Origin of the sequence: Mycobacterium sp. UM_CSW (assembly GCF_000455205.1) — a bacterium.
Lineage (GTDB): Bacteria > Actinomycetota > Actinomycetes > Mycobacteriales > Mycobacteriaceae > Mycobacterium.
On the sequence record NZ_AUWQ01000058.1, the window covers coordinates 32111 to 51958 of the forward strand.

The 19848-nt window shown below is 70.1% G+C and carries 5 protein-coding genes; 3 read left to right on the plus strand and 2 right to left on the minus strand.

Annotated features, from left to right (window positions below):
- Positions 1-2: 2 nt before the first annotated feature.
- Positions 3-4568, plus strand: coding sequence for a non-ribosomal peptide synthetase (locus N415_RS31970; RefSeq protein ID WP_068185775.1), 4566 nt, complete (start codon positions 3-5; stop codon positions 4566-4568).
- A 4-nt stretch (positions 4569-4572) separates the two neighbouring features.
- Positions 4573-17190: a non-ribosomal peptide synthetase gene (locus N415_RS31590; RefSeq protein WP_068185777.1), complete on the plus strand. Its 12618-nt coding sequence runs from the start codon at positions 4573-4575 to the stop codon at positions 17188-17190.
- Positions 17191-17214: 24 nt separating this feature from the next.
- Here N415_RS31590 and N415_RS19855 read toward each other — a convergent pair whose 3' ends face one another.
- The gene (locus N415_RS19855; RefSeq protein ID WP_068185779.1) at positions 17215-17889 is read right to left on the minus strand and encodes an isoprenylcysteine carboxylmethyltransferase family protein; all 675 of its coding nucleotides are present in this window, start codon (positions 17887-17889) and stop codon (positions 17215-17217) included.
- Positions 17890-18066: 177 nt separating this feature from the next.
- Complete coding sequence (locus N415_RS19860; protein WP_068185782.1) at positions 18067-18345, minus strand: hypothetical protein; 279 nt, start codon at positions 18343-18345, stop codon at positions 18067-18069.
- A gap of 882 nt (positions 18346-19227) precedes the next feature.
- On the opposite strand from N415_RS19860, the gene N415_RS33285 reads away from it, so the two are divergent.
- On the plus strand, positions 19228-19848 hold a 621-nt coding region (locus N415_RS33285; RefSeq protein WP_275450760.1), incomplete at its 3' end, for a PE family protein.

The window sequence follows — 19848 nt, forward strand, 5'->3', positions numbered from 1 at the left end:
GGATGGAACTTGATGACCGGGCTCTCCCGCTGACGCGGGGACAGCTGGACATTTGGCTCGCGCAAGAAACGGGTCACTCCGGCACGGAGTGGCAGCTTGGCGTGCTTGTCCGATTCGACGGCACCGTAGACCGCGAATTGCTTCAGCGGGCGATCCGCCATGTGATGCGGGAGGCCGAACCGGCCAGAGCCGCAGTATTCGAGGTGGACGGCCAGGTCTTTCAAAGGGCGATCGATTACCCGGACCTCGAAGTGGCCTTCCACGACCTGAGCGACACCCGCCATCCGGTGCAGGAAGCCCGTCGAATGGCATTGTCGATCCAACAGACACCAATGCCCCCGGCCGGACCGCTTTTCAATTTCACGTTATTTCAAACATGGTCCGATGAATTCTATTTGTTCGGGTGCTTCCATCACATAATCGTGGACGGTACCGGAATCACGCTTATCGCGAATCGAATTGCGACCGTGTACGCCGCGATTGTTGCAAACGCAACCATTCCGCCCGCGTTCTTCGGCTCGTTGCCGGACTTGGTGCGTTGCGAGTCGGAGTACGAAGCGTCCCCCGATTACCGGGACGATCAGGACTACTGGACGGCGAACCTGCCCCCGGAAAGCCGACCGCACAACGGGTTCCTCCCGGCCGCCGATGAGGGAGAGCGGTCCGCGCCTTCCGCGCCGGTTCGCCTGGACCCGGCCGTTCTGCGACGAGTTCAGGAGTTGTCCGACGAGTGGAAGGTGCCGCGCTCGTCGGTCATCACCGCGGCATGTGCGCTGTTGGTGCGCGGGTGGTGCGCCGAGGGCTCGGAGGTGGTCCTCGAGTTTCCGGTCAGCAGGCGCGTGCGTCCGGAGTCCAAGACGCTGCCGGGGATGGTCTCCGGGGTGGTGCCGCTGGTGTTGAGCGTTTCGCCGCAATCCACCGTCGCCGGCTTCTGTGAGTATCTCGATGCGCGAATCCGGGAGGCGCTGGAGCATCAGCGGTTCCCGGTGCACGCCCTGGAGCGCAAGGCCGGTCAGGGGCGGTCGGCCAATCGGGTGAGCGTCAATTTCATGCCGTCGAAGATGACCATGGACTTCGCCGGCGTCGCGGCGTCGGCGTCCTTCACCAACCCCGTTCAGGTGGGCGCGTTCGCGTTGATGTTCTCCGGCGGCGGGGACCAGATCTTCCTCAGCACGGCGGGCACCGACAGCCCATTGGCGAATTTCGACGTCGCCGAATTGGCGAAGCGCCTGGGCCGGGTGCTGGTCGCGATGACCGCCGACCCGGGGCGGCGGATCTCGTCGATGGATTTGTTCGATGCCGCGGAGCTGGACGGGCTGGACGGGTGGGGCAACCGGGCGGTGTTGAGCCAACCAGCGCCCGCTTCGCAGTCGATTCCGGCGATGTTCGCCGCGCAGGCCGCGCGCGCCCCGGAGGCGGTGGCGATCACGTTCGGGGACTCGTCGTGGACCTACCGCGAGGTCGAGGAGGCCGCTGACCGGTTGGCGCACGTGCTGGCCGGCCACGGGGTGGGCCCGGGGCGGCGGGTCGCGCTGCTGCTGGAGCGCTCGGCCGAAGCGATCGTGGCGATCCTGGCGGTGCTCAAGACCGGCGCGGCGTACGTGCCGATCGACCCGGCGGTGCCGGCGGCCCGAATCGAGTTCATGCTCGACGACGCCGCGCCGACCGCGGCGATCACCGCCGCCGGCCTGGTCGAGCGGCTCGGCGGGCGCGATCTGCTGATCATCGACGTCGCTCAGCTCGCCGACCCCGCCGTCGGCCCCCAACCCGGCACGGCGCTGCCGGTGCCGGAGCCGGACAACGTCGCCTACCTCATCTACACGTCGGGGACGACCGGCGTCCCCAAGGGCGTGGCCATCACCCACCACAACGTCACCCGGCTGCTGGAGTCCCTGGACGTCGAGCTGGCCCCCGGGCAGGTGTGGTCGCAGTGGCACTCGCTGGCATTCGACGTCTCGGTCTGCGAGATCTGGGGTGCGCTGCTGTCCGGCGGGCGCCTGGTGGTGGTTCCCGAGTCGGTGGCGCGGTCGCCCGAGGATTTCCATGCCCTGCTCGTCAAAGAACGGGTCGAAGTCCTGAGCCAGACCCCGTCGGCGTTTTATGCGCTGCAAACCGCGGACGCGCTCGCGCGCGAGCTCGGACGTCAGCTGCAACTGCGGGCGGTGATCTTCGCCGGTGAGGCACTGGAGCCGCAGCGGTTGCGGACCTGGCTGGACAACCATCCGGAATCGCCGCGGCTGCTCAACCTGTACGGCACCACCGAGACGACGGTGCACGCCTCGTTCCGGGAGATCTTCCCCGACGACGTCGACAGCCCCCTCAGCCCCATCGGCGTGCCGTTGGGCCGGTACGCCTTCTTCGTCCTCGACGCGTGGATGCGGCAGGTGCCGGCCGGGGTGGTCGGTGAGTTGTACGTGGCCGGCGGCGCCGCCGGGTGCGGGTACTGGCGGCGGCCGGGCTTGACGTCGACGCGGTTTGTCGCGTGCCCGTTCGGGCCGCCCGGTACCCGCATGTATCGGACCGGGGACCTGGCGTGGTGGGGCGCCGACGGGCAGCTGCGGTATGTGGGTCGGGCCGACGAGCAGGTCAAAATCCGCGGCTTCCGCATCGAGCTGGGCGAGGTTCAAGCCGCGCTCGCCGGCCTGGACGGGGTCGAGCAGGCCGTCGTGATCGCGCGCGAGGACCGCCCCGGCGACAAGCGCCTGGTGGGGTATGTGACCGGAACCGTCGAGCCGGCCTCGTTTGCAGCGTCAGCGCGCGCCGCGCTGGCCGAGCGGCTGCCGGCCTACATGGTGCCGGCCGCGGTGGTGGTGATCGACGCGGTCCCCCTGACGGTCAACGGCAAGCTGGACAAGCGGGCCCTGCCGGCGCCCGAGTACCAGGACGTCGATCGCTACCGGGCCCCGGGCAACGCGGTCGAGGAGATCCTGGCCGACATCTACGCGCAGGTGCTCGGGTTGGAGCGCGTCGGGGTGGATGAGTCGTTCTTCGAGCTCGGCGGCGACAGCATCTTGTCGATGCAGGTGGTGGCGCGTGCGCGGGCCGCCGGGGTGGTGTGCCGACCGCGGGACATATTCGTCGAGCAAACCGTGGCCCAGCTGGCCCGGGTGGCCGAAGTCGCCACCGGTGGCGCCGGCGCGAGCGACGAGGGCCTCGGTCCGGTGGTCGCGACGCCGATCATGCGCTGGCTGCGCGGCGTCGCGGGGCCGGTCGACCAGTTCAACCAGACCGTGTTGGTTCAGGCGCCCGCCGGAGCGACCGAGGCCGACGTGGTGGCGGTCTTGCAGGCCGTGCTGGATCGCCACGCCACGCTGCGGCTGCGGGTCGACGGCGACGGCAACGACGGCTGGTCGCTGACGGTGCCCGAGGCCGGCTCGGTGGACGCCCGTGGGTGCCTGCGCGCGGTGCCGGCCTTGTCCGACGAGGCGGTGATCGAGGCGCGCTCGCGGCTGGACCCGGCCGCCGGGATGATGCTGAGCGCGCTGTGGGTGCCCGACACCGGGCAGTTGATGTTGATCGTTCATCACCTGGCGGTGGACGGGGTGTCGTGGCGGATCCTGCTGGAGGACCTCAACATCGCCTGGGCCCAGCATCGCGGCGGGCAGCAGTTGGTGCTGCCGGCGCCCGGAACGTCGTTTGCGCACTGGTCGTCGCTGCTGGCCGAGCATGCCCGCAGCCCTGAGGTGGTGGCGCAGGCCGACGCCTGGCGGCGGATCGCGGCGGTGCCCGCGGCGCTGCCGGCGGTGCGCCCCGAGGTGGACACCTACCAGACCGCGGGCAGCCTGTCGGCGCAGCTGGATGCCGAGACCACCCGCGCGGTGCTCGACGAGGTGCCGGCGGCGTTTCATGCCGGGGTGCAGGACATCCTGTTGATCGCGTTCGCCTTGGCGGTGGCGGAATTCGTGGGCAGCGCTGCCGCGCCGATCGTCATCGACGTGGAGGGTCACGGGCGCCAGGAGGACCTGGCCCCCGATGTCGACCTGTCCCGCACGGTCGGCTGGTTCACCACAAAATACCCGGTTTCGGTCTCGGTCGGAGGGCTGGAGTGGGCGCGGGTGGTGGCCGGTGACGCGGGGCTGGGGACGGTCGTCAAAGACGCCAAAGAGCAGCTTCGCGCGCTGCCGGACGGCTTGACCTACGGTCTGTTGCGCTACCTGAACGGCGATGTCGAGTTGCCCCCGTCCGACCCGCCGATCGGGTTCAACTATCTGGGACGGCTCGGCGGGCCGGCCGAGGCGTCCGACGACGTGTGGCGGCTCGGTCACGACGGGTGGTCGGTCACCGACGTCGCCGCGGCCATCCCCATGCCGCTGATGCACACCGTGGAGCTCAACGCCAGCACGGTCGACGCCGACACCGGCCCGCAGCTGCACGCCCGCTGGACGTGGGCGCCCTCGACCCTGAATCACGCGCAGGTCAGCCGGCTGAGCCGGTTGTGGTTCGACGCGTTGGCCGGCATCTGCGCGCACGTGCGCGGCGGCGGGGGCGGGTTGACGCCCTCCGACATCGCGGCCGGCCTGAGTCAGCAACAAATCGACGACCTTCAGCGGCAATATGCGGATAGCTGACGTATTGCCACTGACCCCCCTACAGCAGGGGCTGTGGTTCCATGCCATCACCGCCCAGGGCGGCGACGACATCTATTCGGTGCAGCTGGAGATCGCGCTGAGTGGTCCGCTCGATCAGGACCGCCTGCGCGACGCCGTGCTCGCGGTGGTCACCCGCCATCCCAACCTCGCGGCCCGGTTCTCCGACAAGTTCGACCAGCCGGTGCAGATCATCCCGGCCGATCCCGTGGTGCCGTGGCGCTACGTCGACCTGCGCGGGGGCCGCCCGGACACCGACGAGCAGATCCGCGAGGTGTGCGCCGCCGAACGCGCGGCGGTCTGCAATCTCACCAATCAGCCGGCCTTCCGCGCGGCTCTCATCGGCATCGGCGAAGATCAGCACCGGCTGGTGCTGACCAACCACCACATCGTGATGGACGGCTGGTCGCTGCCGATCCTGCTGGGTGAGCTGTTCGCCAGCTATCACGGGCGGTGGCTGCCGGCGGCGGCGAAATATCGCAGCTTCGTGACCTGGCTGACGAGCCGCGACCTAGATGCCGCCCGCGAAGCCTGGCGCGAAGCGCTGGCCGGATTCGACACCCCCACGCTGATAGGCCCGCCGGGCCGGTTGGGCCTGGGGCCGCGCGGCGTGGCGTCGTTCCAGGTGCCCGAGCAGACCACGCTGGCGTTGGGCGAGCTGGCGCGCTCCAGCCACACCACCGTCAGCACCGTGGTGCAGGCCGCCTGGGCCCAGCTGCTGATGTGGCTGACCGGCCGCCACGACGTCACCTTCGGCACCACGGTCTCGGGGAGGCCGCCCGAGGTGCCCGGCGCCGACACGATGGTGGGCTTGTTCATCAACACCGTGCCGGTGCGGGCGAGCATCACCGCGAACACCACCACCGCCGACCTGCTCGATCAACTGCAAAACGCCTACCAGCACACGCTCGACCACCAGCACCTGGCGCTCAGCGAGCTGCACCGGATCACCGGCCAGGACCAGCTGTTCGACACCATGTTCGTCTACGAGAACTACCCGCTCGACGCGGCCGCGTTGTCGGGCGGCCAAGGTGACCAAGGCTTGGCCATCACCGATTTCACCCACCGCGAGTACAACCACTACCCGCTCGCCGTCCAGGCCATGCCCGGCACGGAAATGGGTCTGCGCGTCGAATTCGACACCGACGTGTTCGACGCGGCCGACATCGAAACGCTGATCGAGCGGTTCAAGCGGGTGCTGGCGGCGATGACGGCCGATCCGGGTCGGCGGTTGTCGTCGACGGATGTGCTGGACCCCGCCGAGCACGCCCAGCTGGAGCGGTGGGGCAACCGGGCGGGGTTGACCCAGCCGGTGGGTGTGCCGGTGTCGATTCCGGTGCTGTTCGGCGCGCAGGTGGCGCGCACGCCGGAGGCGGTGGCGATCAGCGCGGGGGACCGCTCGTGGACCTACCGCGAGGTCAAGCAGGCGGCGAACCGGTTGGCGCACCTGCTGGCCGGCCAGGGCGTGGGTCCGGGGCAGCGCGTGGCGCTGTTGTTGCCGCGGTCGGCCGACGCGGTCGTCGCGATGCTGGCGGTGTTGAAGACCGGGGCGGCGTACGTGCCGATCGATCCGACGGTGCCGGCCGCCCGGATGGGGTTTGTGCTCGACGATGCCGCGCCGATCGCCGTGATCACGAACGCCGGCCTGGCGGACCGGCTGGACGGGCGCGATGTGTTGGTCATCGACATCAACGACCCCGCCATCGATCGCGAACCCAGCACCCCGATGCCGGCACCGGCCCCCGACGACGTCGCCTACCTCATCTACACGTCGGGCACCACCGGAACCCCCAAGGGCGTGGCGATCCCGCACCGCAACGTGACCCGGCTGCTCGAAACGCTGGACGTCGACCTGGAATTGGCGGGCCAGGTGTGGTCGCAGTGTCACTCGCTGGCGTTCGATTTCTCGGTGTGGGAGATCTGGGGGGCGCTGCTCTACGGCGGCCGGCTGGTGATCGTGCCCGACTCGGTGGTGCGCTCGCCGCAGGAGCTGCACGCCCTGTTGGTGGCCGAAGAGGTCACCGTGCTGAGCCAGACCCCGTCGGCGTTTTACGCGTTGCAGACCGCCGACGCGGCACAGCCCGAGCCGGAACCCCGCCTGAAGCTCGAGGCCGTGGTGTTCGGCGGCGAGGCGCTGGAACCGCAGCGGTTGCGGGGCTGGCTGGACAACCATCCCGGCTTGCCGCGGCTGATCAACATGTACGGCATCACCGAGACGACCGTGCACGCGTCGTTCCGCGAGATCGTCGCCGGCGACGTCGACAGCATCGCCAGCCCCATCGGGGTGCCGCTGGCCCATCTCGGATTCTTCGTGCTCGATGGGTGGCTGCGGCCGGTCCCGGCAGGCGTGGTCGGGGAGTTGTACGTGGCCGGCGCCGGGGTGGCGGACGGTTATGTCGGCCGGCCGGCGCTGAGCTCGACGCGGTTCGTGGCCTGCCCGTTCGGGGAGCCGGGACACCGGATGTACCGCACCGGCGACCTGGTGTGGTGGGGCGCCGACGGCCAGCTGCGCTACGTCGGACGCGCCGACAAGCAGGTCAAGATCCGCGGCTATCGCATCGAACTGGGCGAGATCCAGGCGGCGCTGATGGCGCTGGACGGCGTCAAGCAGGCGGCGGTGATCGCCCGCGAGGACCGCCCGGGGGACAAGCGCCTGGTGGGCTACGTCACCGGCAGCGTCGATCCGGTGTCGTTCGGGGCGTCGGCGCGTGCGGCGCTGGCCGAGCGGCTCCCGGCCTACATGGTGCCGGCGGCGGTGATGGTCATCGAGGCGCTGCCGTTGACGGTCAACGGCAAACTCGACACCCGGGCCCTGCCGGCACCCGAATACTCCGACGGCGATCACTACCGCGCCCCGACCACCGCGGTCGAGGAGCTGTTGGCCGGCATCTACGCGCAGGTGCTGGGCGTGGAGCCGCCGCGGCTGGTCGGGGTGGACGACTCGTTCTTCGACCTCGGCGGGGATTCGCTCTCGGCCGTGCGCCTGGTCGCCGCGGTCAACACCGGCCTGGATGCCGGTCTTTCGGTGCGCACGTTGTTCGAGGCGCCCACGGTCGCCCAGTTGGCGGCCCGAATCGGCGGGGACGAAGCCCGGTTGGAGCCGCTGCTGCCGTTCGCGGCCGTGGAGCGGCCCGCGGTGATCCCGCTGTCGTTCGCGCAGAGCCGGTTGTGGTTCATCGACCAGTTCCAGGGCCCGTCGACGATCTACAACATGGCGGTCGCCCTGCGGTTGCGCGGGCGGATGGATGCCTTGGACGAAGAAGCGCTGGGCGCCGCGCTGTCCGACGTGGTGGTCCGGCAGGAAAGCCTGCGCACGCTGTTCGCCGCGCACGACGGCATACCGCGCCAGCTGATCGTGCCGCCCGAGCGGGCCGACTTCGGTTGGGCCGTCGTCGACGCCGCCGGCTGGTCGGAAAGCCAGCTGGCCGAGGCATTCGACGCCGTGGCCCACCACCACTTCGACCTGGCATCCGAGATCCCCATGCGGGCAAGGCTTTTCCGGATTGCCGACGACGAGCACGTGCTGGTGGCCGTGGTGCATCACATCGCCGCCGACGGCGCGTCGATCAACCCGCTGGTGCGGGATCTCGGGGTGGCCTACGCCTGCCGCAGGGTGGGGCAGGCTCCCGACTGGGCCGATCTGGCGGTCCAGTACGCCGACTACACGCTGTGGCAGCGCGCGCAGCTCGGCGATCTCAGCGACAGCGGCAGCCGCATCGCGGCGCAGTTGGCCTACTGGCAAGAGGCCCTGTCCGGGATGCCTGAGCATCTGCAACTGCCCACCGATCGGCCCTACCCGCCGGTCGCGGACTACCGCGGCGCGACCGTGTCGGTGGACTGGCCCGCCGAGCTGCAGCAGCAGGTGGCCCGGGTGGCCCGGGAACACAACGCCACCAGCTTCATGGTGATGCAGGCCGCCATGGCCGTGCTGCTGGCCAAGCTCAGCGCGAGTTCCGATGTGTCCGTAGGGTTTCCGATCGCCGGGCGTGGGGACCCCGCGCTGGACGAGCTGGTGGGTTTCTTCGTCAACACCCTGGTGTTGCGGGTCGATCTGGCCGGCGATCCCAGCGTCGCCGAACTGCTCGCTCAGGTGCGTGCGCGCAGCCTGGCCGCCTACGAGCACCAAGACGTGCCCTTCGAGGTACTGGTGGAAAGGCTCAACCCCACCCGGAGCCTGACCCACCACCCGCTGGTCCAGGTGATGCTGGCCTGGCAGAGCGGGCAGGGGCAGGGCGCCGGCGGACCCGCCGGGCTGACCCTGGGCGGGCTGCAGGTCACACCGCTGCCGCTCGACACCCGCACCGCCCGCACCGACCTGGCGTTCTCGCTGGGGGAGACGTGGACCGAGGACGGCGAGCCCGCCGGAATCGCCGGGTCGGTGGAATTCCGGACCGACGTGTTCGACGCCGCCAGCATCGAAACGCTGATCGAGCGGCTGAAGCGGGTGTTGGCCGCCATGACGGCGGACCCGGGGCGGCGGCTGTCGTCGGTGGATCTGCTCGACGAGGCCGAGCACGCCCGCCTCGACGAGGCGGGCAACCGCGCGGTCTTGAGCCTGCCCGCGCCGGCCGCGGTGTCGGTGCCGGAGCTGTTCGCCGCGCAGGTGGCCCACGCCCCGGAGGCGCCGGCGGTGACCTTCGCGGGCCAAACGATGACCTACCGGGAACTCGACGAGGCCGCTAATCGGTTCGCGCACTTGCTGTCTGGCCGCGGCGTGGGCCCCGGTGGTTGTGTGGCGTTGCTGCTGGAGCGGTCGGCCCAGGCCGTCGTGGCGATGCTGGCGGTGCTCAAGACCGGGGCGGCCTACCTGGCCATCGACCCGGCGCTGCCCGCGGCCCGGATCGACTTCATGCTGGGCGACGCCGCGCCCGTCGCCGCGGTCACCACCGCCGGGCTGGCCGACCGGCTGGACGGGCGGGAGCTGACGGTCATCGACATCGCTGATCTCGACGACCCCGCCGTCGAGGACCAACCGGCCACCGCGCTGCCGGCGCCGTCGGCCGACGACATCGCGTACCTGATCTACACCTCGGGGACCACCGGGACGCCCAAGGGCGTCGCGATCGCCCACCGCAACCTGGCGCACCTGGCGCAGTCGTCGCACCCGTCCCTGCCGGCGACGCAGGTGTGGACGCAATGCCACTCGTACGCGTTCGACTTCTCGGTCTGGGAGATCTGGGCCGCACTGCTCGGCGGCGGGCGGCTGGTGGTGGTGCCCCCGTCCGTCGTCGCCTCACCGGAGGACTTCCACGACCTGCTGGCCCGGGAGCGGGTCAGCGTGCTCACCCAAACCCCGTCGGCGGTGGCCGCCCTGTCCCCGCAACGGTTGGAGGCCGAGGCGGTGCTGCTCGGCGGCGAGGCCTGCTCGGCCGAGGTGGTGGACCAATGGGCGCCCGGGCGGGTGGTGGTCAACGCCTACGGACCCACCGAGGCCACGGTGTACGCCTCGATGAGCGCGCCGCTGCAGGCGGGGTCCGGCGCGGCTCCGATCGGTGCGCCCGTGTCGACGGCGGCGCTGTTCGTCCTGGACGAGTCGCTGCGGCGGGTGCCGGCCGGTGTGGTCGGGGAACTGTACGTGGCCGGCCGGGGCGTCGGCGTCGGATACGTCGGCCGGACCGGGCTGACCGCCTCGCGCTTCGTGGCCTGCCCGTTCGCCGGCGCGGACGCGCCGGGGACCCGGATGTACCGCACCGGCGACCTGGTGCGGTGGCGCGCCGACGGGCAGCTGCAATACCTGGGCCGCGCGGACGAGCAGGTCAAGATCCGCGGATACCGCATCGAACCGGGCGAGGTCCGGGCCGCTCTGGCCGCGTTCGACGGCGTCGAGCAGGCGGTGGTGGTCGCCCGCGAGGACCGCCCCGGCGACAAGCGCCTGGTCGGATACATCACCGGGACCGCGGACCCGGCCGCCCTGCGATCCGCGCTGGCCGAGCGGCTGCCGGCGTACATGGTGCCGGCCGCGGTGGTGGCGCTGGACGCGTTGCCGCTGACGGTCAACGGCAAGCTCGACGCCAGGGCCCTGCCGGCACCGGAATACGAGGCCACCGATCGTTACCGCGCCCCGAGCAATCCGACCGAGGAAATCTTGGCCGGCATCTACGCCCAGGTGTTGGGCGTGGACCGGGTCGGGGTGGACGACTCGTTCTTCGACCTGGGCGGGGATTCGCTGTCGGCGATGCGCCTGGTCGCCGCGATCAACACCGGCCTGGGCGCCGGCGTCGCGGTGCGCGCCGTGTTCGAGGCGCCCACGGTGGCCCAGCTGGCGACGCGCCTGCACGGTGACGAGGGCGGCCTGGACCCGTTGGTGGCCGTCGAGCGGCCCGCGGTCATTCCGTTGTCGTTCGCCCAGCACCGGTTGTGGTTCATCGACCAGCTGCAGGGCCCGTCACCGGTCTACAACCTGGCGGTGGCGCTGCGGCTGCGCGGGCGGCTGGATGCCGACGCGTTCTGCGCGGCGCTGGCCGACGTGGTGGGCCGCCACGAAAGCCTGCGCACGCTGTTCGCCGCCCCCGACGGGATACCGCAACAGCTGGTGCTGCCCGCCGAGCAGGCCGACTTCGGTTGGGACGTGGTCGACGCGACCGCGTGGTCGCCACGCCGGCTGCAGGCGGGCATCGAGGAGACGGCGCGGCACAGCTTCGATCTGGGGGCCGAGATCCCTTTGCGGGCAAGGCTTTTCCGCGTCGCCGACGACGAACACGTGCTGGTCGCCGTGGTGCACCACATCGCCGCCGACGGCCTGTCGATCCCCCCGCTGGTGCGTGACATATCCGTCGCCTACGCCAGTCGGTGTCTCGGGCAGGAACCCGGTTGGACGCCGTTGCCGGTCCAGTACGTCGACTACACGCTGTGGCAGCGCGCGCAATTCGGCGATCTCAACGATCAGGACAGCCCCATCGCCGCGCAGCTCGCGTACTGGCAGGAAGCACTGGCGGGGATGCCCGAGCGGCTCGGGCTGCCCACCGACCGGCCCTACCCCGCGGTGGCCGATCAGCGGGGCGCCAGCGTGGTGCTGCAGTGGCCCGTCGAGTTGCAGCGGCAGGTCGTGCGGGTGGCCCGCGAACACAACGCGACCAACTTCATGGTGATGCAAGCCGCGCTGGCCGTGCTGCTGGCCAAGCTCAGCGCGAGTTCCGATGTGGCGGTGGGCTTTCCGATCGGGGGACGCCGCGACCCCGCGCTCGACGAGCTGGTCGGCTTCTTCGTCAACACGTTGGTGTTGCGCGTGGACGTGGCGGGCGACCCGAGCGTCGCCGACCTGCTGGCCCAGGTGCGGGCGCGCAGCCTGGCCGCCTACGAACACCAGGACGTGCCCTTCGAAGTGGTCGTCGAGCGGCTGAACCCCACCCGGTCGCTGACCCACCACCCGCTGGTCCAGGTGATGCTGGCCTGGCGGACCCTGCACGACACCGCCGGCGACCCCACCGCCAGGTTCGCCGCGGGAGAGCTGGAGCTCACCCAGATGCCGGTGGACACCGGCACCGCCCGCATGGACCTGGCGCTTTCCCTGGAAGAGCACTTGGACGCGGGCGGTGAGCCGGCCGGCATCGGCGGGGTGGTGGAATTCCGCACCGACGTGTTCGACGCGGCCACCATCGAAACCCTGATCGAGCGGTTGCAGCGCGTGCTGGTGGCGATGACCAGCGACCCGACCCGGCGGCTGTCGTCGATCGGCGTGCTCGATGACGCCGAGCGAATCCGGTTGGAGGACTGGGGCAATCGGGTCGCGTTGACCGAACCGGCGAGCCCGCCGGTGTCGATTCCGGAGCTGTTCGCCGCGCAGGTGGCGCGGGTGCCCGACGCCGCCGCGGTGACCTTCGAAGACCGGTCGCTGACCTATCGCGAACTCGACGACGCGGCAAACCGGTTGGCGCGCCTGTTGGTCCGCGGGGGCGTGGGGCCGGGCCGGCGCGTGGCGCTGCTGCTGCCCCGCTCGGCCGAGGCCATCGTGGCGATCCTGGCGGTGGTGAAGACCGGGGCGGCGTACGTGCCGATCGATCCGGCGGTGCCGGAGGCCCGGATGCAGTTCGTGCTCGGCGACGCCGCGCCCGTCGCCGCGATCACCACCGCGGAGTACCGCGCGCGGCTGGACGGACACGATCTGCTGATCATCGATGTCCAAGACGCCTCCGAAGACACCGCCGCCCCCGCCGTTGACGCCCGCCTCGGCACGTCGTTGCCCGCGGCCTGCCCGGACGACGTCGCCTACATCATCTACACCTCGGGCACGACCGGGACGCCCAAGGGCGTCGCGGTCCCGCATCGCAACGTCACCCGGCTGCTGGACACCCTGGCCGGTGACATGGACCTGGTGGGCCGGGTGTGGTCGCAGTGTCACTCGCTGGCGTTCGACTTCTCGGTGTGGGAGATCTGGGGCGCGCTGCTCTACGGCGGGCGCGTGGTGGTGGCGCCCGACTCGGTGGTGCGCTCGCCCGAAGACCTGCACGCCCTGCTGGTGACCGAACGGGTCAGCGTCCTGAGCCAGACGCCGTCGGCGTTCTACGCCCTGCAGGCCGCCGACGCGTTGCAGCCCGAGCTGGCGTCCCAGTTGCAGCTGGAGGCCGTGGTGTTCGGCGGCGAGGCGCTCGAACCGCAGCGCCTGCGCACGTGGCTGGACAGTCACCCGGCCCGGCCCCGGCTGATCAACATGTACGGCATCACCGAGACGACGGTGCACGCCTCGTTCCGCGAGATCGTCGCCGACGACGTCGACACGGCCGTGAGCCCCATCGGGGTGCCGCTGGGCCATCTGGGTTTCTTCGTGCTGGACGGGTCGTTGCAGCCCGCGCCCCCCGGTGTGGTCGGCGAGCTGTACGTCGCCGGCGCCGGCTTGGCGCACGGGTACATCGGGCGGGCGGGCCTGACCGGGACGCGGTTCGTCGCGTGTCCGTTCGGCGGGCCGGGGGCGCGCATGTACCGCACCGGCGACCTGATGAGCTGGGGCGCCGACGGGCAGCTGCGTTACATGGGCCGCGCCGACGAGCAGGTCAAGATCCGCGGCTATCGCATCGAGCTCGGCGAGGTCCAGGCGACGCTGAACGGCCTCGACGGCGTCGAGCAGGCGGTGGTGATCGCCCGCGAGGATCGCCCCGGCGACAAGCGCCTGGTGGGTTACGTGACCGGGACGGCGGACCCGGCCGAGGTGCGCGCCGCGCTGGCCGACCGGCTGCCGGCCTACATGGTGCCGGCGGCAGTGGTGGCGCTGGACGCGCTGCCGCTGACGGTCAACGGCAAACTCGACACCCGCGCCCTGCCCGCGCCGGAGTATCAGGACGTCGATCACTACCGCGCCCCGGCCGATGCGGTCGAGGAGATCCTGGCCGGCATCTACGCGCAGGTGCTGGGGCTGGAGCGGGTCGGGGTCGAGGAGTCGTTCTTCGAACTCGGCGGGGACAGCATCCTGTCGATGCAGGTGGTGGCGCGGGCGCGCGCCGCCGGCGTGGTGGTTCGGCCGCGCGACATCTTCGTTGAGCAGACGGTGGCCAAGCTCGCCCGGGCGGCCGGGGTGGTCGCCGACGACGCCGAGGTGATCGACGAGGGCGTCGGCGCGGTGCTGGCCACGCCCATCATGCGCTGGCTGCAGAGCGTGGATGGACCGGTCGACGAGTTCAACCAGACCGTGCTGGTGCAGGCCCCGGTGGGGGTGACGTCGTCCGACGTGGTGGCGGTGTTGCAGGCCTTGCTGGATCGGCACCCAATGTTGCGGCTGCGCGTCGACGACTACAACACCGACGGCACCGACGGGTGGTCGGTGACGGTGCCCGAGCCCGGTGCGGTGGACGCGCGCGGGTGCGTGCAGACGGTGGACGTGCTGTCCGACGACGCGGTCACCGCGGCGCGGTCGCGGTTGAACCCGGCCACCGGGGTGATGCTGAGCGCGCTGTGGGCGGCTCCCACCGGGCAGCTGCTGTTGATCGTTCACCACCTGGCGGTCGATGGGGTGTCGTGGCGGATCCTGCTCGAGGACCTCAACCTGGCCTGGGCGCAGCACCGCGGCGGCCAGCAGGTCGTGTTGCCGGCGCCACGGACGTCGTTCGCCCGGTGGGCGGCGCTGCTGGCCGAGCACGCCCACCGTCCCGAGGTCGTGGAGCAGGCGCGCGCGTGGCGGCAGATCGCCGCGCTGCCCGCGGAGTTGCCGGCGGTGCAACCCGCGGTGGATACCTATGCGACCGCCGGGAACCTGTCGGTCGAGCTCGACGCCGAGACGACCCGGATGCTGCTCGGCGAGGTGCCGGCGGCGTTCCACGCCGGCATCCACGAGATCTTGTTGATCGCGTTCGCCTTGGCTTGTGCCGAGTTCTTGGGCACTGGCGCCGCGCCCATCGTGATCGACGCGGAAGGCCACGGGCGCCAGGAGGAGCTGGACTCTACCGTCGACCTGTCGCGCACCGTGGGGTGGTTCACCACCAAGTACCCCGTTGCGCTCGCGGTGGGCGGGCTGGACTGGGCGCAGGTCCTGGCCGGCGACGCGGGGCTGGGCGCGGTGATCAAAGACGCCAAGGAGCAGCTTCGCGCCCTGCCGGACGGTCTGACCTACGGGATGCTGCGCTACCTGAACAGCGACGTCGACCTGGAGGGGCCGGACCCGACGATCGGGTTCAACTACCTCGGGCGGCTGGGCGCCGCGGCGACCGAGGTGTCCGGGGACATCTGGGAGATCCGCCAGGACGGCTGGTCGGTGACCGGCGTTGCCGCGGCGACGCCCATGCCGCTGATGCACACCGTCGAGCTCAACGCGGGCACCCTGGACGCCGAGACCGGTCCCCGCCTGCGCGCGGGGTGGACGTGGGCCCCGTCGGCTTTGGATCAGGCGCGGGTCACCCGGCTGAGCCGGTTGTGGTTCGACGCGCTGGCCGGCATCTGCGCGCACGTGCGCAGCGGTGGCGGCGGCTTGACGCCGTCGGACATCACGCCCGCCCGGCTGAGCCAACTGCAGATCGACGAGCTGGCGCGGCAATACCGCATCGCCGACGTGCTGCCGCTTACCCCGTTGCAGCAGGGGCTGCTGTTCCACGCCAGCACCGCCCAGGGCGGCGACGACGTGTACGCGGTGCAGCTCGACGTCACGCTGAGCGGTCGGCTCGACCAGCACCGCCTGCGGGACGCCGTGCACACCGTGGTCGCCCGCCACCCCAACCTGGCGGCCCGCTTCAGCGCGCGGTTCGACCAACCGGTGCAGATCATCCCGGCCGACCCCGTGGTGCCGTGGCGCTATCTCGACCTCAGCGGGGGCGATGCGGACGTCGACGAGCAGATCCAGGAGATCTGCGCCGCCGAACGCGCCGCGGTCTACGACTTGGCCGACCATCCCGCCCTGCGGGTCGCGCTGATCCGCACCGGGCAAGACCGGCACCGGTTCGTGCTGACCAATCACCACATCGTGCTGGACGGGTGGTCGCTGCCGATCCTGCTGGGCGAACTGTTCGCCAGCTATTACGGCCAGCGGTTACCCGCGGCCGGCTCGTATCGCAGGTTCGTGTCGTGGCTGGCCGGCCGCGACGTCGACGGCGCCCGCGCGGTGTGGCGCGAGATATTCGACGGCTTCGCCGCGCCCACACTCGTCGGGCCGCCGGATTGGTTCGGGCTGGGCCGGCGCGGCGTTGCGTCGTTCCGGGTGCCCGAAGACACCACCCGCGCGCTTGGCGAGTTGGCGCGCACGCGGCACACCACCGTGAGCACCGTGCTGCAGGCCGCCTGGGCGCAGCTGCTGACGTGGCTGACCGGCCAGCGCGACGTCGCCTTCGGCGCCGTGGTCTCCGGGCGGCCGGCCGAGGTGCCCGGCGCGGACTCGATGGTCGGCCTGTTCATCAACACGGTGCCGGTGCGGGCGACCATCACGGGGGAGACCACCACCGCCGACCTGCTGGATCAGTTGCAAGGCGAACACAACCGCACGCTGGATCACCAGCATCTGGCGCTGAGCGAGGTCCACCGCGTCACCGGCCACGCAAGGCTCTTCGACACCGTGTTCGTCTACGAGAACTACCCCGCCGATCCCGCCGCCTTGGCGGGGACCGACGGGTTGGCCATCACCGACATCGCCAACCGCGACTACTACCACTACCCGCTCACCGTCCAAGCATTGCCGGGCCGAGAGTTGGAGTTGCACGTCCAATTCCGCGCGGACGTTTTCTCACCGGCCGACATCGAGGCGCTGATCGAGCGGTTCCAGCAGACGCTGGTCGCGATGACCACCGGCCCGACGCGACCGTTGTCGTTGATCGAGGTACGAGACGACGGGAAGCACGCGCGCCCGGACCGGTCGAGCTACCACCCGGCGCCGGCGCCGTCAGTGCCCGATCACAACCACAACGGCAACGGCAACGGCCACCATGCCCCCACCAGCCTGGTCGAACAGATCTTGACCGGCATCTACGCGCAGGTGCTCGGGGTGGACCACGTCGGAATCGACGAGTCGTTCTTCGACCTCGGCGGGGACTCCCTTGCCGCGATGCGAGCCACCGCCACGATCAACACGGCCCTCGACGCCGACCTCGAGGTGACCGCGCTGTTCGAGGCCCCGTCGGTCAGGCGGTTGAGCCAGCGCTTGGCCGGACATGCCTGCGCGGTGGACGTTCCCGCCGCCAGCCCGGCCGGCGATTAGCCGCACCCGGGGCCGGCGCGGTCGCTACCACATGGATGGCACTAGCCGGTAGCGAACCTTCTGCGTGTACTCGCGGTATCCGTTCAACTCCTGCTGGAGCAGCTTCTCCTCGTCGCGGATGCGCGAGGCCAGCACGAGCAGGCCGGGAACGACGAAAACCAGTCCCCAGTAAGAACCGAGCGCAAGGGGGATGCCGACCATCATGATCACGTTGCCCGTATACATCGGATGCCGCACCAGCCCGTACAGACCGCTGGAGACGACCTCTTGGCCCGACTGCACCTGGACGGTCGCCGACGCGTAGCTGTTCTGGATGATCACCAGCGCCACCACGCCCAGCCCGATGGCCACCAGGACGTCGCCGAACACGCAGACCGCCGTCGGCACCGGCGACCAGCCGAAGCGATGATCGAGGGCGCTGACCACGACCATGGCGGCCAGCGATCCGTACAAGCCGGCGATGATGACGCGCTGCGCCAGCCGGGCCTCGGCCACCGGCCCCCCTCGCATCCGGGCCTCCAGCGCGGCGGGATTCCTACGCAGTAGGTAGACCGCGGGGATCCAGGCCGTGATTCCGACGACCACCAGAAAAACCCATGCCTGCCAGTAATTGAATGTGCCCGCGGGAAAAAACAGCATCGCGCCGAACACGACGAACTCGACAACACCGAAGACCAGCATTTTAGGAATGGTTTTCACCCATCCTCCTTCGTCCGTCCGCACGGGACGCCAAGAGCGCAGCGTTAATTGCCGCAGCCATACCGGCGGCACAGCACTGAAACTACCGTTGCCCACCCGAAGGATGTGGGCGATTCGTGATAGCCATACGCCGGACCCCGGGGTGGGGTCCGGCGCGGGCGTCGAGTCGGCTAAGGCCTACGGAAGGAGGCGCTCACCCGGCACCTGCGCTACCGGAAGGAACGCGAAATCAGCTACGGGCGCGCATTCTCTGGGTGTGTCAAGGCAGGAACCGCCGCGCCGCAGTTTCTCGATCGCGGCGAGCACTTGGCGACCGACTGCCATCTGGTACTCACGCAGGTATTGCACGCGGCGCGGGTCGTCCTCTGCCAAGTGGTGGGTGAGTGGGTGCTGCGTCTTCCACACCGCGTCCTGCGCCGCTTCCCCCACGGCGACCAGAAAGTCGTCCTCGTCCATGCTCCCCCAATCGCGCGCCACCGATCCAGTATCGGTAATTTTCCATCTGGAAGGCAGTTTTAGCAATTTTTACCCGCGGCATTTCGCTATTAAACATCTGCCAAGTGAGAATGGATCCAGTAAACATTTTCATGTCGGCAACTATCGCCCGGAAATGGACCTCCCGTGCGGACATTACGAACTGATTGCCCTGCTTGACATGGCATCTGGTACCGGCCGGGGTTCGTGGAAGGGTCGATGGTACGGGTCGTTGGGCTCGGGGAGGGCAAATTCCTTTTCGAAGCCGGCGAAGTTTCCCTGACGCAAATTTAGGTTTTCACTTGGTTTGCCGACCCGCACGCCGGCTGCCGAACGTAATTGGAGTTCACCAGCCCGAACGGCGACGACGAGACGGGCGCCGACGAGCCCGGGAAATTGCCGGCAACGGAAATTTCACCGGTTCGGGGCAGCCGGCCAACCGGGGCGGACGGCTCTCGGCGCGTCGACGCGCCCCGCCGATGGCATCCGACGTCCTCGGTAGCGGCAACCCGGCGCGTTTTCGCGAACTTTTGCGCCGGACGACCGAAAGATACGCAAAGTTGAGAATGCCGCACCGGATCGTGATTTAGGATCGATTACGGCGGGATGAGATGAATGACGTTATGTGTGCCGATCATGACCGGGGTTGGCAACGGTGACCGCGCTGCAGTGGCAAGCGCGTACGCCGGGACGCCGCCTCGTCGCCGTTTCCGACCGGCCCGCCGCGGGTGCGGAACACGATGGACGAAATCCCGTGAAACGTTGTAAGACACGTGTGCAACGGGATACGTTTTCACTTTCGTCAGTGGATCGTGATCGTCGTGTGAAGGCCTGCGAGCCGGAGGCGGTCTTCGGAGGTCAGCCGTGTCCTATGTGATCGCAGCGCCGGATGTGCTTGCGGCCGCGGCGGCGAAGGTGGCGAGCATCGGCTCGTCGGTCAGCGCCGCAAATTCGGCGGCGGCGGCCTCGACCACCGGTGTCGTCGCGGCGGCCGGTGACGAGGTTTCGGCGGCGGTCGCGTCCGTGTTCTCCGACGTCGCAAAGCAGTTTCAGGCCTTGAGCGCTCAGGCGGCGACGTTTCAATCCCAGTTCGTGCAGGCCCTGACCGGGTCGGGCGGGGCATATGCGGCGGCCGAGGCGACCAACGCCGCCAGCATTTCGCCCTATTCGATTTTCGCGCCGATCTGGAACGCGGTGGCCGACGCCTCCGGGGCGACCCCGCCGCCCAGGACGGACATCCTGGGGACCGTGATGTACGAGTTGAACCAGACCAGCCAGCAGCTCGTCGGTGCCCCGCTGTTCTTCGACGGCGCCGACGGGACCCAAGCCAGCCCCAATGGCCAGAACGGTGGCTTGCTGCTCGGCAATGGCGGTAAAGGCTGGGACTCCACCATCTCCGGCGTGGCCGGCGGCAACGGCGGGCAGGCCGGGATCTTCGGCAACGGCGGGGCCGGCGGCCTGGGCGGCGCCGGTGCGGCCGGCGGG